Consider the following 18,004-nt stretch of genomic DNA (forward strand, 5'->3'; position numbering starts at 1 on the left):
GAATGGGAGGGTGAGATGGCGCCCAATGTGGATGCGATAGCTGGCGCGACAGGTGTGTCTTGGGAACGGTGGGTCTCCCGCCTCAACGACGCCGGAGCACAAGACTTATCTCACTCTCAGATCGTCTCCTTGGTGCGCCCCCTCCTGTCGCCCACCGTCATTTCCCCGGATTGGTGGGCCCAGTCCGTGACGGTCGCCTACGAGCAGCACATCGGCAAGCGGGTGCCGGGGCAGGCCGCCGACGGCTCGTTCCAGGTCTCTGTTACCAAGACGGTCCCGGGGGACCTGGAAGAAGAGTTTTCCCGCTGGTGCAGCTTCGTGGAATCGGTGCCGGACATCGGTGGCTTGACGTTCGCCGCCCCGCCCACGACCTCCATCACGACCCGGTGGCGGTACTGGCGGGTGACGCTGGACGACGCCACCAACGTCGTCATCTCGATGATGCAAAAGGAGCCGGAGAAAGTCGGCATCGCGATCAATCACTCCAAGCTTGCCTCCCGAGAATCTATCGCGCAGTGGCGGGCCATCTGGAAGGATTTCCTGGAGGCCTGGTAGGAACAAACCGGCCCACTGCCGCGTTGAGAGACATGCCAGCAAGGAGGAGACATGTCCAACCCTAGTTTTGACCGCACCATCGAGATTGACGTCACCGGCATGACGTGTGCCAAGTGTGTGCAGCACGTGACCGAAGAGTTGGAGGCGCTGCCCGATGTGCACACGGTGAGCGTGATTCTGCGGAAGGACGCCGCCAGCCTGGTCACCGTCGTGGCCGCCAACCCGATTGCTGACGACGTATTGACCGACGCCGTGGTGGAGGCAGGCTACGAGGTGGCCGCCATTCGTCGCGACGAGGTCTGAAACTCACGTGCCGTGCCCACGCTGCCTACAGCGTGGGCGCGACCTTGCCAGAAAAGGGAAACATGGACGTCGTACAGCTGCAAGTGGACGGCATGACGTGTGCCGCGTGCGTGCGGCGCGTCGAAAAACGCCTCAATAAGCTCCCGGGAGTCCAAGCAGAGGTCAACCTCGCCACCAACTCGGCAGTCATAAAGTGTGCTGACCCGGCGGTCGGACCAGCCGAATTGGTGGCCGCCGTGCAGGCAGCTGGTTACGAAGCGCACCTGCCACGAACCGACAGGGAACAAACCAACGCCCCGGAGCGGGCCGCCGATCTGTGGCGCCGCTTCCTAGTTAGCGCGGCCCTCGGCGCCCCGGTGATGGCCCTGTCTATGGTGCCTGCCTGGCAGTTCCCTGGTTGGCAGTGGGTAATTGCCCCGCTGGCGCTCTTGGTGGGGGTTTGGGGAGCTTGGCCATTCCACGTGGCAGCTGGGCGAGCCGCCCGCCACGGCGGCTCGACGATGGACACGCTCGTCTCGCTCGGCGTTACCGCCTCCCTGGCCTGGTCGCTGTGGGCGCTGCTGTTTGGCGGAGCCGGCCACATCGGCATGCGGATGCACATGTCGCTGCTGCCGCGCACGGCCACCGACCATGCCGAGCTGTATTTCGAGGGCGCCGTCATGATCGTGGTGTTCCTCCTGCTGGGCCGCTACTTGGAGGCCCGCGCCCGCCACCAAGCAGGCAGCGCCTTGCGGGCCCTGGCCGAGCTGGGAGCGCAAGAAGCAGAGATCGTCACGGACCTGGCCAGTCGCACCACCCAGATAGTGCCCATCGCCCAATTGCAGGTCGGGGACCTTTTCCTGGTGCGGCCCGGCCAAAAGATCGCCACCGACGGCGAAGTGGTGGAAGGCACCTCGGCGGTGGACACCTCACTGCTAACCGGCGAACCCGTGCCAGTCGATGTCACCCCGGGGGCCGCCGTCCCGGGGGCTGCCCTCAACACTTCGGGGCTGCTGATCGTGCGCGCCACCCAGGTGGGGGCGGATACGGCCCTCGCCCAGATCACGGCCCTGGTGGAGGCCGCCCAGTTGGGCAAGGCCCCCGTGCAGCGGCTGGCCGACCGCATATCCGGGGTTTTTGTGCCCGTGGTGGTGGCCCTGGCGGTAGCAACTTTCACTGCCTGGCTTTTCCTTGGCCCCAACCTGAACGCGGCCTTCACGGCCGGGGTGGCGGTCTTGATCATCGCCTGTCCGTGCGCCCTCGGCCTGGCCACCCCGACGGCCCTGCTGGTAGGCACCTCTAGTGCGGCCCGGCACGGCATCCTCATTAAGGGCCCGGAGATACTCGAATCCACGCGCCGTGTTACGCACGTTGTCCTCGACAAAACTGGCACGCTGACGCACGGACAGATGCGGGTAGAAGACCAGCAGGTGGCCGACGGTTTCACCCCAGCCGAGCTGCTCACCCTGGCCGCGAGCGCGGAGGCAGGCTCGGAGCATCCAATTGCGCGGGCGGTGGTGGCAGCTCTCCCGGCGGGGACCGAACTGCTGCCGGTGACCGATTTTGCGGCGGCGGCCGGTTTCGGGGTGCGAGCCACCGTCGACGGGCGGCAGGTGGCGGTGGGGCGGGCGACGTGGGTCGCCAGCGAGCTGCATGCCCCGCTGCCGCAGTCGTTGGCCCGGGTGGCCCGCGCCGCCGAGGAAACGGGGGCCACCGTCGTGACGGTAGGGGTGGCGGGGCAGGCGGTCGGGTGGCTGGCGGTGCGCGACACCGTTAAGCCCACCTCCCAGCAGACCATCGCCGAACTGCGGCAGCTGGGGTTGACGCCGCTGCTGCTGACCGGTGACCAGCGGGCCGCAGCCCAGCAGGTGGCGGCAGCCGTCGGTATCGCCCCAGAGGCGGTGATCGCCGAGGTACTGCCCGCCGAGAAGCAGGCGACCGTGGCCCGCCTCCAGGCCGAGGGGCACGTGGTGGCGATGGTGGGGGACGGGGTCAATGACGCCGCCGCGCTGGCGACCGCCGATCTCGGTTTGGCGATGGGGGCTGGCACCGACGTGGCCATGGCTGCGGCCGACATCACCCTGGTGCAGTCCCAACCGTTGGCGGTGCCCGCCGCGATCCGCCTGTCCCGCGCCACTTTGCGGGTCATTAAACAGAATCTGTTTTGGGCTTTTGCTTACAACGTGGCGGCCCTCCCGGTGGCGGCTGCCGGGCTGCTCAACCCGATGATCGCGGCGTTAGCGATGGCGTCGTCGTCGGTGCTCGTTGTTGCTAATTCACTGCGCTTGCGCCGGGTGTCTTGATAATCCCTCGTAGACTGCCGCTATGGGACAAGCGCACAGTTCGCAGGCCGAGCAGGCGCCTGCCGCAGATGAGGTGGTGTCCAATCCGCGGTTGACCGCCGCGCAGGCAGCTATCCGGGCGGGGGTGGAGGTACGTCGCAGCGGCCAGCGCCCCGAGTTTGGTTCCGCCCCGGCTGCCAACTGCCTGGTGGTGGACTTGCCGCCTGCCCCCGTGCACCCGGTGGCGGACTTGGTCTCTTTCGTTTTGAATCTGGCGGGTATCGGGGTGGTGGTGCTGTTCGCCATCATCGCCAACAACATCACGCACGGGGTAACCCAGGACGTGCAAAACGCCGTCACCTTGGTGCTGCGGCAGATCCTGCTGGTGCCGGTCAATATTTTGGAGGGCTTGCTCACCACGATCGTGCCGATCGCCATCTTGATGGAACTGGCGTTGCGGGGCCGCCGTCGGCAAGTCTTGTCGGCGCTGGCTGCCCTCCTGGTTGCCACCCTGGTGGCGATCGGGTTGGACTGGCTGACGTTGTCCTTCGCCCCCCTCAAGCTGCAAGCCAACCTGGCCACCACCAACGACGGGGTGACGGTAGCCATCATTAATGCTGCCCTTGCGGCCGTGACTGCCCTGTTGACCACCATTGGGCAGCGGACCCGGCTAGCCACCGCCCGGTTCAGCTGGCCCCTGCTCTTGGTGGTCGTGGTTTTGTCCGTGGTGCGCGGGGCCACGACTCTGCCCAGTGCTTTGATCACGGTGCTGCTGGGGCGGGCCGTGGGACACCTGGTGCGGTACGTTGCCGGGGTGGCGCCATCGCGGGCCACCGACATATCCCTCGTGAAGGCGGTGCGGCGGGCCGGGTTGGACGTGTGCCGCCTGGTGCGCGTGGACAGTGAGCTGGCAACTGCCACGGCGCAGTGGGTCACGACTTCTTCCGTGCTCGGGGCGATTCCCGAGGCGAAGGATTTCGCCGCCGAGTCGCAGGAAGGGCCGGTGAGCGGCGACGCCGACCCCCAGGTCGAACAGATGGGTGGCCCGGCTGCGGCCACGAGCGTCGACGCGGTGGCCCCCGCCCCCCTGGTGGATATTGCGCAGGTGGCGGCCGAGGTGGACACCGGCACGATCCCCCAACTGCACGTGCCAGTGGCGCGCGTGTACGCCGCGTGGGACAACGCGGGCCAGCGGCGCGACATTGTTGTCCTGGACGGTGACCGGCAGGTCGTCGGCTTCCTGCGTCAGCTGTGGGACCGGCTGCGGTTTCAGGGGGTGCGGGTGGCCCCAGCGACCACGCTGTTGGAGACCGCTAACCACACGGCCTTGCTGGCGTCTGCCGCCCAGCGCGCGGGAGTGTCCACGCCCGATGTCATCGGCTTGGCCCCGGTGGAAGGCTCGATTGTGCTGGTCGCCGAGCACCCACCCCTGTTGGCCCGCCTAGACGCCCTCCCGCCCGGGGTGAGCCCGGCGGCCGTCGCCGACGCCCTGTGGCAGGCCCTGCTGCGCGCCCACCTGGCCGGGTTGGCCCACCGCGCCATCGACTACGACTCGGTGGGGGTGACTGCCGACGGCGAGGTGTGGCTGACAGACTGGGATGCGGGGGAGACCGCCACCAATGACCTGGCCCGCCGCGTCGATCTGGCCCAACTTTTGACCTTGCTGACGGCGTACTTCGGGGAGGAGGAGGCCCTGGCCTCGGCAGGCAGGGCCCTGCCAACCGCCCGGTTGGCCGAACTCGCCCCGGTGCTGCAGCGCATCGCGCTGCCGCGCTCAACCTGGAGCGCGGTCGGCAAGGACACCGTCAAGCTGCTGCGCGAATCGCTGCTCTCGCTGATCCCGGCTGGGGAGGGCGGCGTGGCACCGGTGAAGCTGGCCCGCTTCTCCGGCAAATCCATCGCCATGGCGACACTCGGGGTGATGGCGATCTGGGCAGTGCTCGGCTCGCTGAACTTCGCCGAGATTGTTGCCGTCATGCGCACCGCCAACTTGTTGTGGCTGGCCGCCGCGTTCGTGCTCGGGGCCCTGGGCTTCATCGGGGCCGGGCTGGCTTTGGAGGCGTTCGCGGTCCGGCCCCTCGGACTATGGAACTCCATCAAGGTGCAGGTTGCCGCCTCGCTGGTGGCCCTGGTGGCGCCCGCTGGGATGGGCAATGCGGCCCTGAACCTGCGGTTCGTGATGCGTAAGGGAGAGTCAACACCGCAAGCCATCACCACGGTTGGCCTCGTGCAACTGGCGCAGATCGTGGTCACCCTGGTGTTCCTGTCAGCGCTGGCATTGGCCTCCGGCGACTTAAGCAACCTGTCGCTCCCCAGCCCGCAGATGCTGATAACGTTGGCCGCCCTCGTCCTGTTAGTGGCCGGCGTTATGGTGATCCGGCCCGTGCGTGAGTGGCTGTGGCGCACCGCCGGGCCGACCCTCAAGCAGGTGTGGCCGCGGCTGGTGTGGGTCGCGGGTAGCCCGTCGCGCTTAACCCGCGGCTTCTTCGGTAACTTCCTGCTCACCGCGTCGTATGTTGCTGCGCTGCAAGCCTGCCTGGTGGCTTTTGATTATCCGCTGCCCATCACCACCGTGGCTATCGCGTACCTGGCCTCTAATGCTCTCGGTTCCGTTATCCCCTCTCCCGGCGGGGTGGGCCCGGTAGAGGCCGCCCTCACTGCGGCCCTCACGTTCGCTGGTATTCCTGGCGGGGTGGCGGTCTCGGCGGCCTTCGCCTTCCGTATCGTCACCTTCTGGGGGCGTATCCCGATCGGGTGGCTGGCGCTGCGCAACGTCCAAAAGCAAGGACTGATCTAGTGCCCGATCCCTCCCGTGGGCAGCTGATCGCGGTAATTGCGCTCGGCGGGGCGGCGGGAACCGCAGGCCGGGCCTGGCTCGCCGGGGCAACTGCCGCGCCCTGGCTTGCCCTGAGCATCGTCAACTTGACCGGGGCCGTCGTCCTCGGGGTGGTGGCGGGCTGGCCAGGCCTGCGACCGCAGTGGCGGGCGGGGTTGGCCACGGGCCTGTGTGGCGCCTGGACCACCTACGCGGGGCTGGCGCTGCTGGCGGCCACCGGTTGGCAGCAGTTGCTGGCAGCTGCGGGGCAACTCGTGGTCGGCACTGGACTAGCTGCAGCAGGGTTGTGGGTAGCTCGCCGCTGGGGGGTCCGGTTGCAGGCGACCCGCCGGACACCGGTGAGACCCCGTTGATGCTGCTGGCCGTGGCGGGAGCGGGCGCGGCAGGCGCAGTCGCCCGCTGGGGCCTGGAACAGGCGGTACGGGCCGGGCTGCGGCGAGCTCATCGCTCCCGCCGCGGGGACGGGTCCCGCCGAGCGACCAGGGCCGTTACCCGCCTGGGCGGAGCCGCCGACGGCAGGGCCCCTTTCCCCTCCGCCCCCGCCACGCAGGTGCAGCCGGGCGGCACCGTGGTGGTAAACGTCGTCGGCTGCCTGCTGGCAGGGTGGGTGGCGGGGGCTAGCCTGCCCCCCGCGCTGCACCTGCTGCTGCTCACCGGCTTCCTTGGCGGTTTCACGACGTTTTCCACCGCCGTGCTCGACCTGGCGCAGCTGGCCACCCGGCAACCGGGCCGCGCCCTGGCCGTGGGTGGGCTGACCTTGGCGGCGGCAGTTGCGGCTGCCCGCTGCGGATTGGCGCTCGCCGGGGCAGCAGGTAACTAGTGCGGCAAGGCTATTTGCTGTCGCAAACCCGCTGCAGGTAACCGAAGAACTGGGCAGTGGTTTCGCTGTGCATCGCGTCGCCCGCTTGCACTGCTTCAAGATCGCCAGCCCCCACCTGGTCTCGCAACTGGCGCAGGCGGTCGGTGAACTCGTTAGCGGTGTCATGGAAGATGCGGGGGGCCGAATCCACGATCTTCTCGGCCTGTGTCACCAACTTGTCCACCTCGGGCCGCAACGCCGCCAACTCCTCGGAATTACGCGCGCTGGCGAGCTTGCCCCCGATCTCGTCGACTTTGGCACTGAAGTTTGCCCCCAGCTCGCACAATGCCTGTGCGGATCCGCACCCGCCAAGCAGTCCCGCTACCAGGGTGATTCCCACCAACACTCGGATCCGACGCATACCGCCACCTCTTCCCGTCGTCGCTGCCTTCCTACCTGCGCCCAACGATAGTGGAGCGGGGGGTGTGCCCCTTACTCTCCCTCCGTGTTAGTTACACCAGGTTCCGAGCTCGTCGATCGCCTTTCCCATTTCCTCATCGAGGAAGCCAGCAACCTGGAAGGCCTCTAAATCGCCTTTTTCCGCCAACTTAAGCATGGCGTCGTTCATCTGAACAAACTTGTGCCCCAACGGTTCCGGCATACCGGCAGCTGCCACCTCTTCGGCGATTTTCTTCAACTCGGCAAACTCTGGCGCACTCTTCTTGAATTCGGCCGGATCGTCCATGATGTCTACCGGGGCGACCTTGTCCAGTTGTTCGCTGTAGCGCCCCATGAGTTTGCATTTCTCGGAGGCGCCCGCCAGCCGCCACGGCGGCGGTCCCCCGGGGGTGGCCTGCACGTCGGGCACTGCCGCAGCTGTGGTGGCGGGGACCGCCGCCTCTGGTGCCGGGGTGGGGGTGGTTTCCCCGCCGCCGCAAGCCGTCACCCCGCCAACAGCAAGCACGAGGGAGATGAAAGTACTAATCTTCCGCCACATTTTGCCTCCTTAGCTGTGGAGCTCCTGGCCCCGACACTATCCCCGCTGTAGAAACTATGCCGGGTATTGGCTGGCACCCCAGCGATAAATCCATCTACAGGTGGAGGGCCCGTCAAGCTACGGGGCTACCTGCCCGCCGCAGCCACCATTCACTTGACGGGTGCCAACACCCCGAGTGTGTGGGGCCGGGGCATCCACGCCGTAGCTTTCCGTTGGGCGTACGATCAACCCCCCGAGTGTGTGGGGCCGGGGCGGCGGGTTGACCCGGCATGTTAGCGTCGTCCCCCAAGCCCACCCAAATGGTGGGGAACGGCTTGCCTCCTCCCGGGCGACGGCCTATTCCAGCGCCTTGTCCACGAAGCGCGAGTAGTGTCCCTGGAAGAGCACCGGAATGGTCGCCGTTGCCCCGGCCCTATGCTTGTCGACGATGATGTCGACCTCGCCCTCCCGCTCGGACTCCTTCTCATAGTTTGGCTTGTGCAGCAGGATCACGATGTCGGCGTCTTGCTCCAACGATCCGGACTCACGCAGGTCAGCCATCGTCGGCTTCTTATCCGCCCGCTGCTCAGACGAGCGATTCAGCTGGGCCACCGCAATGAGCGGCACCTCCAGCTCCTTGGCCAACAGCTTCAACGCCCGCGAAAACTCCGAGACCTCCTGCTGCCGGGATTCCACCCGTCGGCCGGAACTCATCAACTGGAGATAATCCACCACGATGAGCTTCAGGTCCGCTTCCTGCTTCAAGCGGCGAGCCTTGGCGCGAATCTCTGGCATCGTCAAGTTCGGGGAATCATCGATGAAGAGCGGAGCATCACCCACCTTGCCTGCCACCGCCCCCAAGCGCTGCAGCTGCTCATCAGTGATCTGCCCGTTGCGCAGCGAAGACTGGAAGATCGTCGATTCCGCTGACAGGAGCCGCATGGTTATCTCTGCCGCTGACATCTCCAGCGAGAAGACCACCGCCGCCTGGTTGTGCCGAATGGCGGCATTACGACACACATCAAGGGCAAACGTCGACTTGCCGCCACCGGGGCGGGCCGCGACGATGATCATCTGGCCGGGGTGGAGCCCGTTGGTGAGCTTGTCCAACTCGATGAACCCGGTGGCCACCGTTCCCTCGGACTGTTTGCCGCCCTTGATCGCCTCGGCTTCCTCGATTACCTCCCAGATGGTGTCCTGCAGCCGGACATAGTCGGTGCGCTGGCGAGACTCGGTGGCCGCGTAGACCTCGGCCTGCGCCTGGTTGACGATCTCCTGGGCGTCCCCGCCATCGGCCGCGTAACCAAGCTGCACAATCCGCGTACCGACCTCCACTAGGCGCCGCAGCATGGCGCGCTCCCGCACGATCTCGGCGTAGAACACGGCGTTGGCGGCCGTAGGCACCCCGGCGATCAGGGTATGGAGGTAATCGGGACCGCCGACGCGAGCCAGCTCACCGCGCCGGTTTAGCTCGGCGGCCACCGTGATCGCGTCTGCGGGTTCGTTCTTACCGAACAGGGTCAGCAGCACGTCGTAGATCATGCCGTGCACCGGGCGGTAGAAGTCGTCGGTCCGCAGGAGCTCCGAGACCTCGCTGATGGCCTCCTTCGACAACAGCATGGCCCCCAGGGCCGAGCGCTCTGCCTCCACGTCCTGCGGTGGGGTCCGATCGAATTCGTCACGTCCGTCCACAGCCTGCCCCCTGACAACTAGCGGGCGCCGGGCGCGCCCGCGCGAGAACATACGCTCCTGCCCGCCCGCAGGCCAAATCGCCCTGTGCACAGCGGGGGATAAAACTGTGGATAACCAGGGGACAAGCTGCGGACAGCGCTGTGGACGCGGTGTGGATGGGGCATCTTTCGCCAGATTAGGTGCCCCGCAACAGCATTGCGGGGCCAACGATTGCCCTCCACCCACAACCTGAGGACAAAAATTGCTCGCCCGGCCGGTGGATAACAGCTACTTATCCACAGGCGACGGATGGGAGAATCTCAGGCGATTATCAGCACATTCTTGGCCCTCATCCGGCTGACGGTTGCCCGACACCACTCTCGGCCCCGGACGTCGCCACGCACCAAAAAAGCCGCCATTGCAACGAAAAACGCGCCCGTTTTCCGATGAGAGACATTGCACATTTTCGTGCCAAAACGCGTCACCGACACGCCGCCACTTGACAAAGCGGACCTCGCCCTCCTGTGGGTAGACCTTCGTTATCCCCCGAGTTGTCCACAGGTCGGCGCTGAGATGCCGCGCTTTTTCTGCCCACAATCCACAGCTTTCCCCACAGGCTGTGGATTGCCTGGGGGAAAACTCGTCGAACGACACACCGAACGGACCGCACAGTCTCAACCAATCCTTGAACCTCCACGCTTCCTGGCAGCTCGCCCCCCGGTCCCACCATGTGTTATGAGTCGAGCATGCGCTCCCCCTCCGACCACGCCCGCGACCGCGAGATCGCCGCCCTCGCCTGGCCTGCTCTTGGTTCCCTGTTAGCCGAGCCCATCCTGTTATTAGTGGACTCCGCGATGATCGGCCACCTCGGCGCAGCCCCCCTGGCGGCCCTCGCCCTCGCCTCCACCATCCTGAGCACCATCGTCGGCCTGGCCATCTTCCTGGCATACGCCACCACGTCTGCCACCTCCCGCCTCCTCGGCGCAGGGGACAGGGCCGGCGCCCTGCGGCACGGTATCGACGGCATGTGGCTGGCGGCCTGCCTCGGGGCAGTGCTCGGGGTTGTCTTATTCCTGGGCTCCCCGACCCTCGTGAGCTGGTTCAACCCCGCCCCAGCGGTGGCCACCCAAGTGGTTGGCTACCTGCGGTACTCCGCCCCCGGCCTACTAGGCATGCTCGTGGTCCTCGCCGGCACTGGGGCCCTGCGAGGGCTGCTGGACACCCGCACCCCCCTCGTCATCGCCACCGCCGGGGCAGTGCTCAACATTCCCCTAAACGCTCTCGGGATCTACGGGCTCGGACTGGGGGTCCCCGGCGCCGGGCTGGGCACCGCCATCACCCAGCTGCTAATGGGGGCCGGCTACTGCCTCATAGTCGCGCGGGCCGCGCGGGCCGCAGGCGTGGCCCTCACCCCGCACGGATCTGGGTTGCGCTCTTCGCTGGCAGGCGGGTCCCCGCTCTTCATCCGCACCGCCGCCCTGCGTGCCTGCCTGCTGGCCACCACCTACGCGGCCACCTATCTGGGCACCACCGCCCTGGCCGGCTACCAAATCGTCGGCGCCGTGCTGAGTTTCGTCGCTTTCGGCCTGGACGCACTGGCCATCGCCGCGCAAGCTCTCATCGGTCATGCGATTGGCCGCGGTGACCTCGCGGCCGTCCGCCACACGGTCTCCCGCTGCCTCGTGTGGGGACTGCGCGCCAGCATCGGCCTTGGCCTCGTGCTCCTGGCGCTCAGCCCGTGGCTGGCGCACCTTTTCACCCCCGATGCAGCCGTGCGCGCCGCCACCCCGTGGGCCCTGGCCGCCACCGCCCTCCTGCTGCCGCTCGGGGCGTACGTCTGGGTATTGGACGGGGTGCTGATCGGCGCAGCGGACGGCAAGTACTTGGCCACCTCCAGCCTGGTGGTTGTCCTCCTCTACCTGCCGGGCCTGGCGGGCCTGACCCTGCTGGCCCGCCCGCTGCCACCCGGCCCCAGTCTGGCGGTGCTGTGGCTCGCCCTCGTCGGCTTCAATACCGCCGAACGGGCCGTGGCGAGCTGGGTGCGCGTACGCGGCGACAAATGGCACGGCCTGCCCGCCGCGCCAGCTCCCCGGGGCTAACCGGACTTCCCGCGCTAGCTAGGCCCCAGGGGCACCCCAGCTGGCTCTCTGCGCACGCTGGCCGGACCCCAGGGGCACCCCAGCTGACTCTCTGCACCCGCTGGCCGGACCCCAGGGGCACCCTAACTTGCCACCCACAGGCATTAGGCGCCATATACACCGGATGAGCCGCCCCCAGAGCCAACTAGGACGCCCCACCCACACCCACCCACACAGCAGCGGGCCCGCCCCCAGGTGGGGGCGGGCCCACGTGCCGCAGTCAGCTAGCTTCAGCCAGCCACCACCAGCACCTTGACGGTGGCGACCACGTCGTCGTGCAGGCGCACGGTGACGACATACTCACCCACCGACTTAATGGGCTGGTCGATGTGCACCTTGCGGCGGTCCACATCCACGCTGTGCACGTCCTTGATCGCGGCGGCGATGTCGGCGGTCGAGACAGCACCGAACAGACGACCGGACTCCCCGGCGTGCGCGGTCACCGTCACCGGGGCCGACTGGATCTTGTCGCGAGCAGCCTGCGCGCCCTCCACCGAGGAAATCTCGCGGGCCCGGCGAGCGGCCTGCATCTGGTCAATCTGCCGCTGCGCACCCTTGGTCCACGGGGTGGCCAGGTTGCGGGGAACGAGGTAGTTACGGGCGTACCCGTCCTTAACCTCGACAACGTCGCCAGCCTTGCCCAGCGACGGAACCTCGTGCGTGAGGATCAGCTTTGCCATTGTGGTTGATCCTTTCTTTACCGACCGGACGAGGAGTAGGGCAGCAGCGCCATCTCGCGGGCGTTCTTCACGGCCCGCGCAATCTTGCGCTGGTCCTGCACAGACACGCCCGTCACGCGGCGTGCCCGGATCTTGCCGCGGTCGGAAATGAACTTCCGCAGCAGCGCCGTGTCCTTGTAGTCGATCGGGCCCGAGACCTTAACGGCCTTGAGCGAGCTGACCTTTTTCTTGATCGGCTTGCGAAGAGATGCCTTCGCCATTGGTTTTCTCCTTGACATCGAGGGCGAGGTACGCCCACAAAAAGATCTGGTTTAGAACGGGGGCTCGTCGCCGTAGGCTGCCGCGCCACCGCCCTGGGTGCCCCACGGGTCGTGGTCATCGCCACCCCCGGGAGCGCCATAACCGGTGCGGCCTTGGCCGCCGCCGTAACCGCCCTGATTGCCGTAACCGCCTTGGCCGCCGCCGTAGTTTCCACCACCGTTGCCGCCGTTGTAGCCGCCACCGCCACCACCACCGCGCTGGGTGCGGGTGATCTGGGCCGTGGCGTAACGCAGCGAGGGGCCAACCTCTTCGACCTGCATCTCGACCACGGTGCGCTTTTCGCCTTCCCGGGTCTCAAACGATCGCTGCGTCAGGCGTCCGTTGACAATGACTCGCTGCCCCTTGTGGAGCGTCTCGGCCACGTTCTCGGCCATTTCGCGCCACACCGAGCACCGCATGAACAGGGTTTCCCCGTCGCGCCACTCACCGGCTTGACGGTCAAAGGTCCGCGGCGTGGAGGCCACGGTGAAAGAGGCCACGGCCGCCCCGTTAGGGGTGAAACGCAGCTCGGGATCCGCCGTCAGGTTACCGATGATCGTGATTACGGTTTCGCCTGCCATTTCAGTCCTTCAGATCGGTTTCGGCTGGGTTATCAGGCAGCGTCCGGGCGCAGCAGCTTGGTGCGCAGCACGGCCTCGTTGAGGCCCAGCTGACGGTCCAGCTCCTTGGCCTGGGCGGGGGTGGTGGTCATGTTGACAACCACGTAGATGCCCTCGGACTTCTTCTTGATCTCGTAGGCGAGGTGCCGCTTGCCCCAGATGTCGATGTTGTCGACAGTGCCACCATCGGTCTTAACGACGGCGAGCAGCTTGTCCAGGGACGGGGCGACGGTACGCTCGTCCACCTCGGGGTCGAGGATGAGCATGAGCTCGTACTTACGCATGGACTTTCACCCACCTCCTTCGGTCTAAACGGTCACGGTCTTTCCGTGACAGGAGGGTGTACATACGTCGGCTGGACGAAAAACGTCCAGGCCAGTGTTCGAGGCTACCGCATTGGCGGAGCCAAGTCACTGGCCTGGACGTGTGAGGGCCACTACGGGTTAGGGCCCGTTTTGTTCGCCCGGCCGCTGTTGTTCTTCACCGTCTGGCGGCTGGGTGGGTTCCGGCTCAGGAACCGGGGCGTCGGTCGGCTCCGGCGTCGGGGTCGGTTCCGGCTCGGGTTCCGGGGTCGGGGTGACCACCGGCTCCGGCGTCGGGGTCGGGGTGACTACCGGCTCCGGCGTCGGGGTGGGCGTCTCGGTGGGGACGACGGTCTCTACTGGCGCCTCGGTGACGAGCGGTGCCGGGTAGCCCTCGCCCCACGACGGGGTGGGGAACTCTACGACCTCAAGATCCTGCAAGATGCGGCCCATGTAGTCCACCCACAGGTCGGCCGGGATGCTACCGCCGGTGATCTCCTCGTACTCGTAGCCAGTTTCCGGGTTGATGCCGAACGGGGTGATGGAGTTTTCGCTGCCATCCTCCCCGGGCTGATAGAGGGCGACGACGGTGGTCAGCTGCGGGGTGAAGCCCGCAAAGAGGGCGGATTTGTTCTCCGACGACGAGCCCGTCTTGGCGGCAATTGGGCGGTTCAAAACTTGGGCCTTGGTGCCAGACCCGTACTCGTCAAGCACCACCTGCTGCAGCGCATACGTCAGGTCTGCGACGTTGGCGTTAGTGAACTCCCGCACCCCGGCGGTCTGCCCGGAGTAGACGACGTCTCCCTTGGCGTTGGTCACGGTGCGCACGATGTGGGAATCGAAGCGTTGACCCGAGGAGGCGAACGTGTTGTAGGCGGTGGCAATATCGATCACGCGCGGGGAGGCTGAGCCCAGCGTGTTACCCAACTCGTCGCCCAACCCAATGGTTTTTCCGGGGATGCCGGCCCGCTCGGCAACCTTACGGGTGGCGGCCGGCCCCACCTTCTCGTTGAGCTGCACATAGCTGGTGTTGGCGGAGCGGGCAGTGGACTGAATGAGGTCGATCTGCCCCCATTGGGCATCTTGGAAGTTGGAGATGACGATGTCGGTTTCTGGGACCTCGTAGGGCGAGTTGGCGTCGAAGGTGGTCGACAACGGTACTCGCGCCTCCAGGGCAGCCATGAGCGTGAACGGCTTGAAGGTCGAACCGGCCTGCACTATGTCGTCCGTGACGGCGTTGCGCTGCACCTTGGCGTAATCGGCCCCGCCGTAGAGGGCCTTGATCTCGCCGGAATTGGCGGCCACGGTCACCAGGGCGGTCTGCAGGTGCGGGTCGTGCCCCTCGGGCAAGGTCTGCACGGCGGCCACCGCGTCGGCCTGCATCTTCGGATCGATCGTGGTGACGATCTGCAACCCAGCCGTCTCCAGGTCTTCCTTGGTCATGCCTGCCCGCGATATGAGCTCCGTCCGGGTGAGCTCCAGCAGGTAGCCGTTGGGCCCGGAGAAGTATTCCGGGGTTTTCGGCTCGATGGTCTCCGGCATGCGGGCCTCGGCAGCTTCCTGGGCGGTGATGTGTCCGTCTTCCTTCATGAGGGCAATCACGCGCTCGAAACGGATCTTGGCTTGTTCCGGGCTAATGGCCGGGTCCCAGGCGGAGGGGGCAGGGATGATGCCGGAAAGCATCGCCGCCTGCGAGATGCTCAGATCCTTGGCGGAGATGCCGAAGTAGGCCTGGGAGGCCGCCTCGATGCCGTAGGCACCGCGTCCGAAGTAGATGGTGTTGAGGTAGTTGCCGAGGATCTCTTCCTTGGACTGTTGGCGCGTGACCTTGAGCGCGAGAATGGCCTCTTTGGCCTTACCCAGGTAATCGGTGGTCTCTCCCACGAAGTACCGCTCGATGTACTGCTGGGTGAGAGTGGAGCCACCTTGCCGGTCCCCGCCGCGCAGGTTGTTGAGCAGGGCCCGGGCGGTACCGAAGATGTCGACCCCCGGGTTGGTCCAGAACTTGCGGTCCTCGGAGGCCACCACCGCGTTGCCTACATATTTCGGCAGGGTGTTGAAGTCGACGATGGTCCGGTTAACGTCGGCGAGTCGCCCTAGTTCGGTGGTGCCGTCGGCGAAGTAGACGGTGGTGACTTGGGCCTCGGCGGAGGAGTTCGGGTTGGGTAACTCCAGGCTGTTGTATGCCCACACGAACAAGCCGACCAAGGCCAGACCACTGGCAAAGCCCAGTCCAATCAGCCAGTACAAAATGGTGCGCCAAAGCGGGCGCTTGCGGCGTTTCTTGCGTGCCGCGTGAGTTCCCGCTGCGGCGGGCTGGGGGTGAGCGCGAGGCGTGCGTGCAGCCACTAGGGTCCTCCCAATTTCGGTTACCCGTGTGTCAGTCAGTGGGTTTAAGTATGGCGGCAAACGCGACAGGTTTCGCGGACTCACCTCCAACCACTAGCGCCCGACATATCGTTCCGATAGGTTTAGCCGAGCTATCGTCGCGGAGGGAAGGAGGATCAGTGAGCGCGAAGGCAGAGGTACTTGACCTGGCCATCCTCGGGCAACTGCAAAGCCCGGCCCACGGCTACGAACTGCGCAAACGCCTAGCAACTACCCTCGGGCGCCTCCGCGCGTGGTCGTACGGTTCGCTCTACCCCGCCCTGCGGCGCCTGACCGAAGCCGGCCTCATCACCTCCACCGACGACCCCACCGGCAAACGCGCCAAAATTGTCTATTCCCTCACAAAAGCTGGGCGCGTCCATTTAAACACCGCCCTAGCCGGGGCCGGGCCGGACGCCTGGAACGACGACGCCTTCGACGTGCACTTCGCCAACTTCTCCTCCACCGACACCGCCACCCGCCTGCGCATCCTGGAAGGGCGCCGCTCCCGCATGGTCGAGCGCCTAGCTGCCCTCCGGGCGGCCGTTATTGAGGCCACCGAGCGGATGGACAAGTATGCCGCCGAACTCTCCCGCCACGGCCTAGCACAGGCGGAGGCAGACATCGCCTGGATCGAACGCGTCATCGACACCGAACGCGGCACGGCAGGCCCCTACCCGTACTACACCGGCCCACCCACCCGGGCCACAGAATCCCCTTCCCCACCTCCCGGCCCACGCGCCACTCACCAGACCACCAACCACGGCCACCCGGCCACCCCACCCAAGGAGAACTAATGACCGAGATCCGCGTCGGTATCGTCGGTGTAGGAAACTGCGCCTCGTCCCTCGTGCAGGGCGTGACCTACTACCGCGACGCGAAGCCGGAGGAGACCGTCCCCGGCCTTATGCACGTCCAATTCGGGGACTACCACGTTTCCGACCTGAAGTTTGTGGCTGCCTTCGATGTCGATGCCGCTAAGGTCGGTCTCGACATCGCCGAAGCCATCAACGCCTCGGTCAACAACACGATCAAGATCGCCGACGTTGAGCCCACCGGGGTCAAGGTGCTGCGCGGTGTCACCCTGGACGGCCTGGGTGAGTACTACCGCGCCACCATCGACGAGTCGACCGAGGAGCCGGTTGACGTCGTCGCCGCCCTGCAGGAAGCCCGCGTCGACGTGCTGGTGTGCTACCTGCCGGTCGGTTCGGAAGAGGCCGCGAAGTTCTACGCCCAGTGCGCGATCGACGCTGGGTGCGCCTTCGTCAACTGCCTGCCGGTCTTCATTGGCTCCACTAAGGAATGGAGCGACAAGTTCGAGGCCGCCGGGGTGCCGATCGTTGGTGACGACATCAAGAGTCAGGTGGGGGCCACCATCACCCACCGGGTGCTGGCCAAGCTGTTCGAGGACCGCGGCGCCATCCTGGACCGCACCTACCAGTTGAACGTCGGCGGCAACATGGACTTCAAGAACATGCTGCAGCGCACCCGCCTGGAGTCCAAGAAGATCTCCAAGACCCAGGCCGTCACCTCCAACCTGCGGGCGGGCCTGGACGACCACGATGTCCACATCGGCCCGTCGGACCACGTCGCCTGGCTGGACGACCGCAAGTGGGCGTACGTGCGCCTGGAGGGCCGCAACTTCGGGGATGCCCCCATCTCGTTGGAGTACAAGCTGGAGGTGTGGGACTCGCCCAACTCGGCAGGCATCGTGATCGACGCGGTGCGGGCCGCCAAGATCGCCCTGGACCGCGGGATTGGTGGGGAGCTGCTGAGCGCCTCGGCCTACTTCATGAAGTCGCCGATGGAGCAGCGGGCCGATGACGCTGCCCGCGAAGCTGTCGAAGAGTTCATTCGCGGCGAGCGGGAGCGGTAGGCCGGTTGCGGGAGCACTGAGCTGACTGCGAGAGTGCGGGGTCCGGGTGGGCCCCGCACTTTCGTGTGTGCAGCCGGATGCGGGGCCCGGGTGGGCCGATTTGCCTGTCCGAGGCAGTTCCAGGCGCGTGCGGTGCCCGCTCGGGCGCGCCGGAACCGCAATCCGGGGGCACGGGACCGCCCTAGATGGCTATGGGGGCGGCTCATCCGGTGTATAGGTGGTGTCAAGTGGTGAGTGCAACAGCTAGTTTTTCGGTGGGGTTGAGCCAGTTGAGGGTTTGGCGGGGGCGGATGTTGAGGAGGTATTCCATTTGGGCGATC

17 protein-coding genes are annotated in these 18,004 nt (G+C 66.4%); 9 read left to right on the forward strand and 8 right to left on the reverse strand.

Going from position 1 to position 18,004, the window contains the following annotated elements:
- The first annotated feature begins 15 nt into the window (after positions 1-15).
- The 6 genes from BSZ40_RS10815 (at position 16) to BSZ40_RS10840 (ending at position 6,775) form a co-directional block, all read left to right on the forward strand.
- Positions 16-555, forward strand: a complete 540-nt coding sequence (locus BSZ40_RS10815) for a hypothetical protein (RefSeq protein WP_073826313.1) — start codon at positions 16-18, stop codon at positions 553-555.
- A 51-nt stretch (positions 556-606) separates the two neighbouring features.
- Positions 607-858, forward strand: coding sequence for a heavy-metal-associated domain-containing protein (locus BSZ40_RS10820; protein ID WP_073826316.1), 252 nt, complete (start codon positions 607-609; stop codon positions 856-858).
- Between the two features lie 62 nt (positions 859-920).
- Positions 921-3,140, forward strand: coding sequence for a heavy metal translocating P-type ATPase (locus BSZ40_RS10825; RefSeq protein WP_073826317.1), 2,220 nt, complete (start codon positions 921-923; stop codon positions 3,138-3,140).
- Positions 3,141-3,162: 22 nt separating this feature from the next.
- Complete coding sequence (locus tag BSZ40_RS10830) at positions 3,163-5,916, forward strand: lysylphosphatidylglycerol synthase transmembrane domain-containing protein (RefSeq protein ID WP_084542822.1); 2,754 nt, start codon at positions 3,163-3,165, stop codon at positions 5,914-5,916.
- Positions 5,916-6,308, forward strand: a complete 393-nt coding sequence (locus BSZ40_RS10835) for a fluoride efflux transporter FluC (RefSeq protein WP_073826320.1) — start codon at positions 5,916-5,918, stop codon at positions 6,306-6,308. Before BSZ40_RS10830 ends, BSZ40_RS10835 begins: the two co-directional genes overlap by 1 nt.
- A complete protein-coding gene (locus BSZ40_RS10840; protein WP_073826321.1) occupies positions 6,308-6,775 on the forward strand; it encodes a CrcB family protein in 468 nt (155 codons plus the stop codon). Before BSZ40_RS10835 ends, BSZ40_RS10840 begins: the two co-directional genes overlap by 1 nt.
- 10 nt (positions 6,776-6,785) lie before the next feature.
- On the opposite strand, the gene BSZ40_RS10845 is transcribed toward BSZ40_RS10840, so the two are convergent.
- The 3 genes from BSZ40_RS10845 to dnaB all read right to left on the reverse strand — a co-directional run bounded on the left by BSZ40_RS10845 (position 6,786) and on the right by dnaB (position 9,422).
- Positions 6,786-7,175: a hypothetical protein gene (locus BSZ40_RS10845; protein ID WP_073826324.1), complete on the reverse strand. Its 390-nt coding sequence runs from the start codon at positions 7,173-7,175 to the stop codon at positions 6,786-6,788.
- Positions 7,176-7,262: 87 nt separating this feature from the next.
- On the reverse strand, positions 7,263-7,751 hold the full coding sequence (locus BSZ40_RS10850) for a hypothetical protein (protein ID WP_073826326.1): 489 nt from the start codon (positions 7,749-7,751) through the stop codon (positions 7,263-7,265).
- Between the two features lie 336 nt (positions 7,752-8,087).
- On the reverse strand, positions 8,088-9,422 hold the full coding sequence (gene dnaB, locus BSZ40_RS10855) for a replicative DNA helicase (protein WP_073826349.1): 1,335 nt from the start codon (positions 9,420-9,422) through the stop codon (positions 8,088-8,090).
- A gap of 725 nt (positions 9,423-10,147) precedes the next feature.
- Here dnaB and BSZ40_RS10860 point away from each other — a divergent pair.
- Entirely contained in the window at positions 10,148-11,500 is a 1,353-nt protein-coding gene (locus tag BSZ40_RS10860) for an MATE family efflux transporter (protein ID WP_073826328.1), read from the forward strand.
- 269 nt (positions 11,501-11,769) lie between these two features.
- On the opposite strand, the gene rplI is transcribed toward BSZ40_RS10860, so the two are convergent.
- The 5 genes from rplI to BSZ40_RS10885 all read right to left on the reverse strand — a co-directional run bounded on the left by rplI (position 11,770) and on the right by BSZ40_RS10885 (position 15,691).
- Entirely contained in the window at positions 11,770-12,219 is a 450-nt protein-coding gene (gene rplI, locus BSZ40_RS10865; protein ID WP_073826330.1) for a 50S ribosomal protein L9, read from the reverse strand.
- Positions 12,220-12,236: 17 nt separating this feature from the next.
- Positions 12,237-12,479 (reverse strand): 30S ribosomal protein S18, encoded by a 243-nt coding sequence (gene rpsR / locus BSZ40_RS10870; RefSeq protein ID WP_073826332.1) that lies wholly within the window; start codon positions 12,477-12,479, stop codon positions 12,237-12,239.
- 51 nt (positions 12,480-12,530) lie between these two features.
- On the reverse strand, positions 12,531-13,100 hold the full coding sequence (locus BSZ40_RS10875; RefSeq protein ID WP_073826334.1) for a single-stranded DNA-binding protein: 570 nt from the start codon (positions 13,098-13,100) through the stop codon (positions 12,531-12,533).
- Between the two features lie 32 nt (positions 13,101-13,132).
- Positions 13,133-13,423, reverse strand: coding sequence for a 30S ribosomal protein S6 (gene rpsF, locus BSZ40_RS10880; protein WP_073826337.1), 291 nt, complete (start codon positions 13,421-13,423; stop codon positions 13,133-13,135).
- 159 nt (positions 13,424-13,582) lie between these two features.
- Complete coding sequence (locus BSZ40_RS10885) at positions 13,583-15,691, reverse strand: transglycosylase domain-containing protein (protein WP_073826341.1); 2,109 nt, start codon at positions 15,689-15,691, stop codon at positions 13,583-13,585.
- A gap of 257 nt (positions 15,692-15,948) precedes the next feature.
- On the opposite strand from BSZ40_RS10885, the gene BSZ40_RS10890 reads away from it, so the two are divergent.
- Both BSZ40_RS10890 and BSZ40_RS10895 read left to right on the forward strand, forming a co-directional pair.
- Entirely contained in the window at positions 15,949-16,605 is a 657-nt protein-coding gene (locus BSZ40_RS10890) for a PadR family transcriptional regulator (RefSeq protein WP_073826342.1), read from the forward strand.
- Complete coding sequence (locus BSZ40_RS10895) at positions 16,605-17,684, forward strand: inositol-3-phosphate synthase (RefSeq protein WP_073826345.1); 1,080 nt, start codon at positions 16,605-16,607, stop codon at positions 17,682-17,684. The genes BSZ40_RS10890 and BSZ40_RS10895 overlap by 1 nt, the downstream gene beginning before the upstream one ends.
- The last annotated feature ends 320 nt before the right edge of the window (positions 17,685-18,004 follow it).

Origin of the sequence: Buchananella hordeovulneris, from assembly GCF_001907235.1 — a bacterium.
In the GTDB taxonomy this organism is placed as follows: Bacteria; Actinomycetota; Actinomycetes; order Actinomycetales; family Actinomycetaceae; genus Buchananella; species Buchananella hordeovulneris.

Coding starts and splice junctions, on each gene's coding strand:
- BSZ40_RS10845 (WP_073826324.1), bottom strand. CDS start 7,175: ATGCGTCGGATCCGAGTGTTGGTGGGAATCACCCTGGTAGCGGGACTG.
- BSZ40_RS10860 (WP_073826328.1), top strand. CDS start 10,148: ATGCGCTCCCCCTCCGACCACGCCCGCGACCGCGAGATCGCCGCCCTC.
- BSZ40_RS10815 (WP_073826313.1), top strand. CDS start 16: ATGGCGCCCAATGTGGATGCGATAGCTGGCGCGACAGGTGTGTCTTGG.
- BSZ40_RS10830 (WP_084542822.1), top strand. CDS start 3,163: ATGGGACAAGCGCACAGTTCGCAGGCCGAGCAGGCGCCTGCCGCAGAT.
- BSZ40_RS10840 (WP_073826321.1), top strand. CDS start 6,308: ATGCTGCTGGCCGTGGCGGGAGCGGGCGCGGCAGGCGCAGTCGCCCGC.
- BSZ40_RS10820 (WP_073826316.1), top strand. CDS start 607: ATGTCCAACCCTAGTTTTGACCGCACCATCGAGATTGACGTCACCGGC.
- rpsR (WP_073826332.1), bottom strand. CDS start 12,479: ATGGCGAAGGCATCTCTTCGCAAGCCGATCAAGAAAAAGGTCAGCTCG.
- rplI (WP_073826330.1), bottom strand. CDS start 12,219: ATGGCAAAGCTGATCCTCACGCACGAGGTTCCGTCGCTGGGCAAGGCT.
- BSZ40_RS10825 (WP_073826317.1), top strand. CDS start 921: ATGGACGTCGTACAGCTGCAAGTGGACGGCATGACGTGTGCCGCGTGC.
- BSZ40_RS10875 (WP_073826334.1), bottom strand. CDS start 13,100: ATGGCAGGCGAAACCGTAATCACGATCATCGGTAACCTGACGGCGGAT.
- BSZ40_RS10850 (WP_073826326.1), bottom strand. CDS start 7,751: ATGTGGCGGAAGATTAGTACTTTCATCTCCCTCGTGCTTGCTGTTGGC.
- rpsF (WP_073826337.1), bottom strand. CDS start 13,423: ATGCGTAAGTACGAGCTCATGCTCATCCTCGACCCCGAGGTGGACGAG.
- BSZ40_RS10895 (WP_073826345.1), top strand. CDS start 16,605: ATGACCGAGATCCGCGTCGGTATCGTCGGTGTAGGAAACTGCGCCTCG.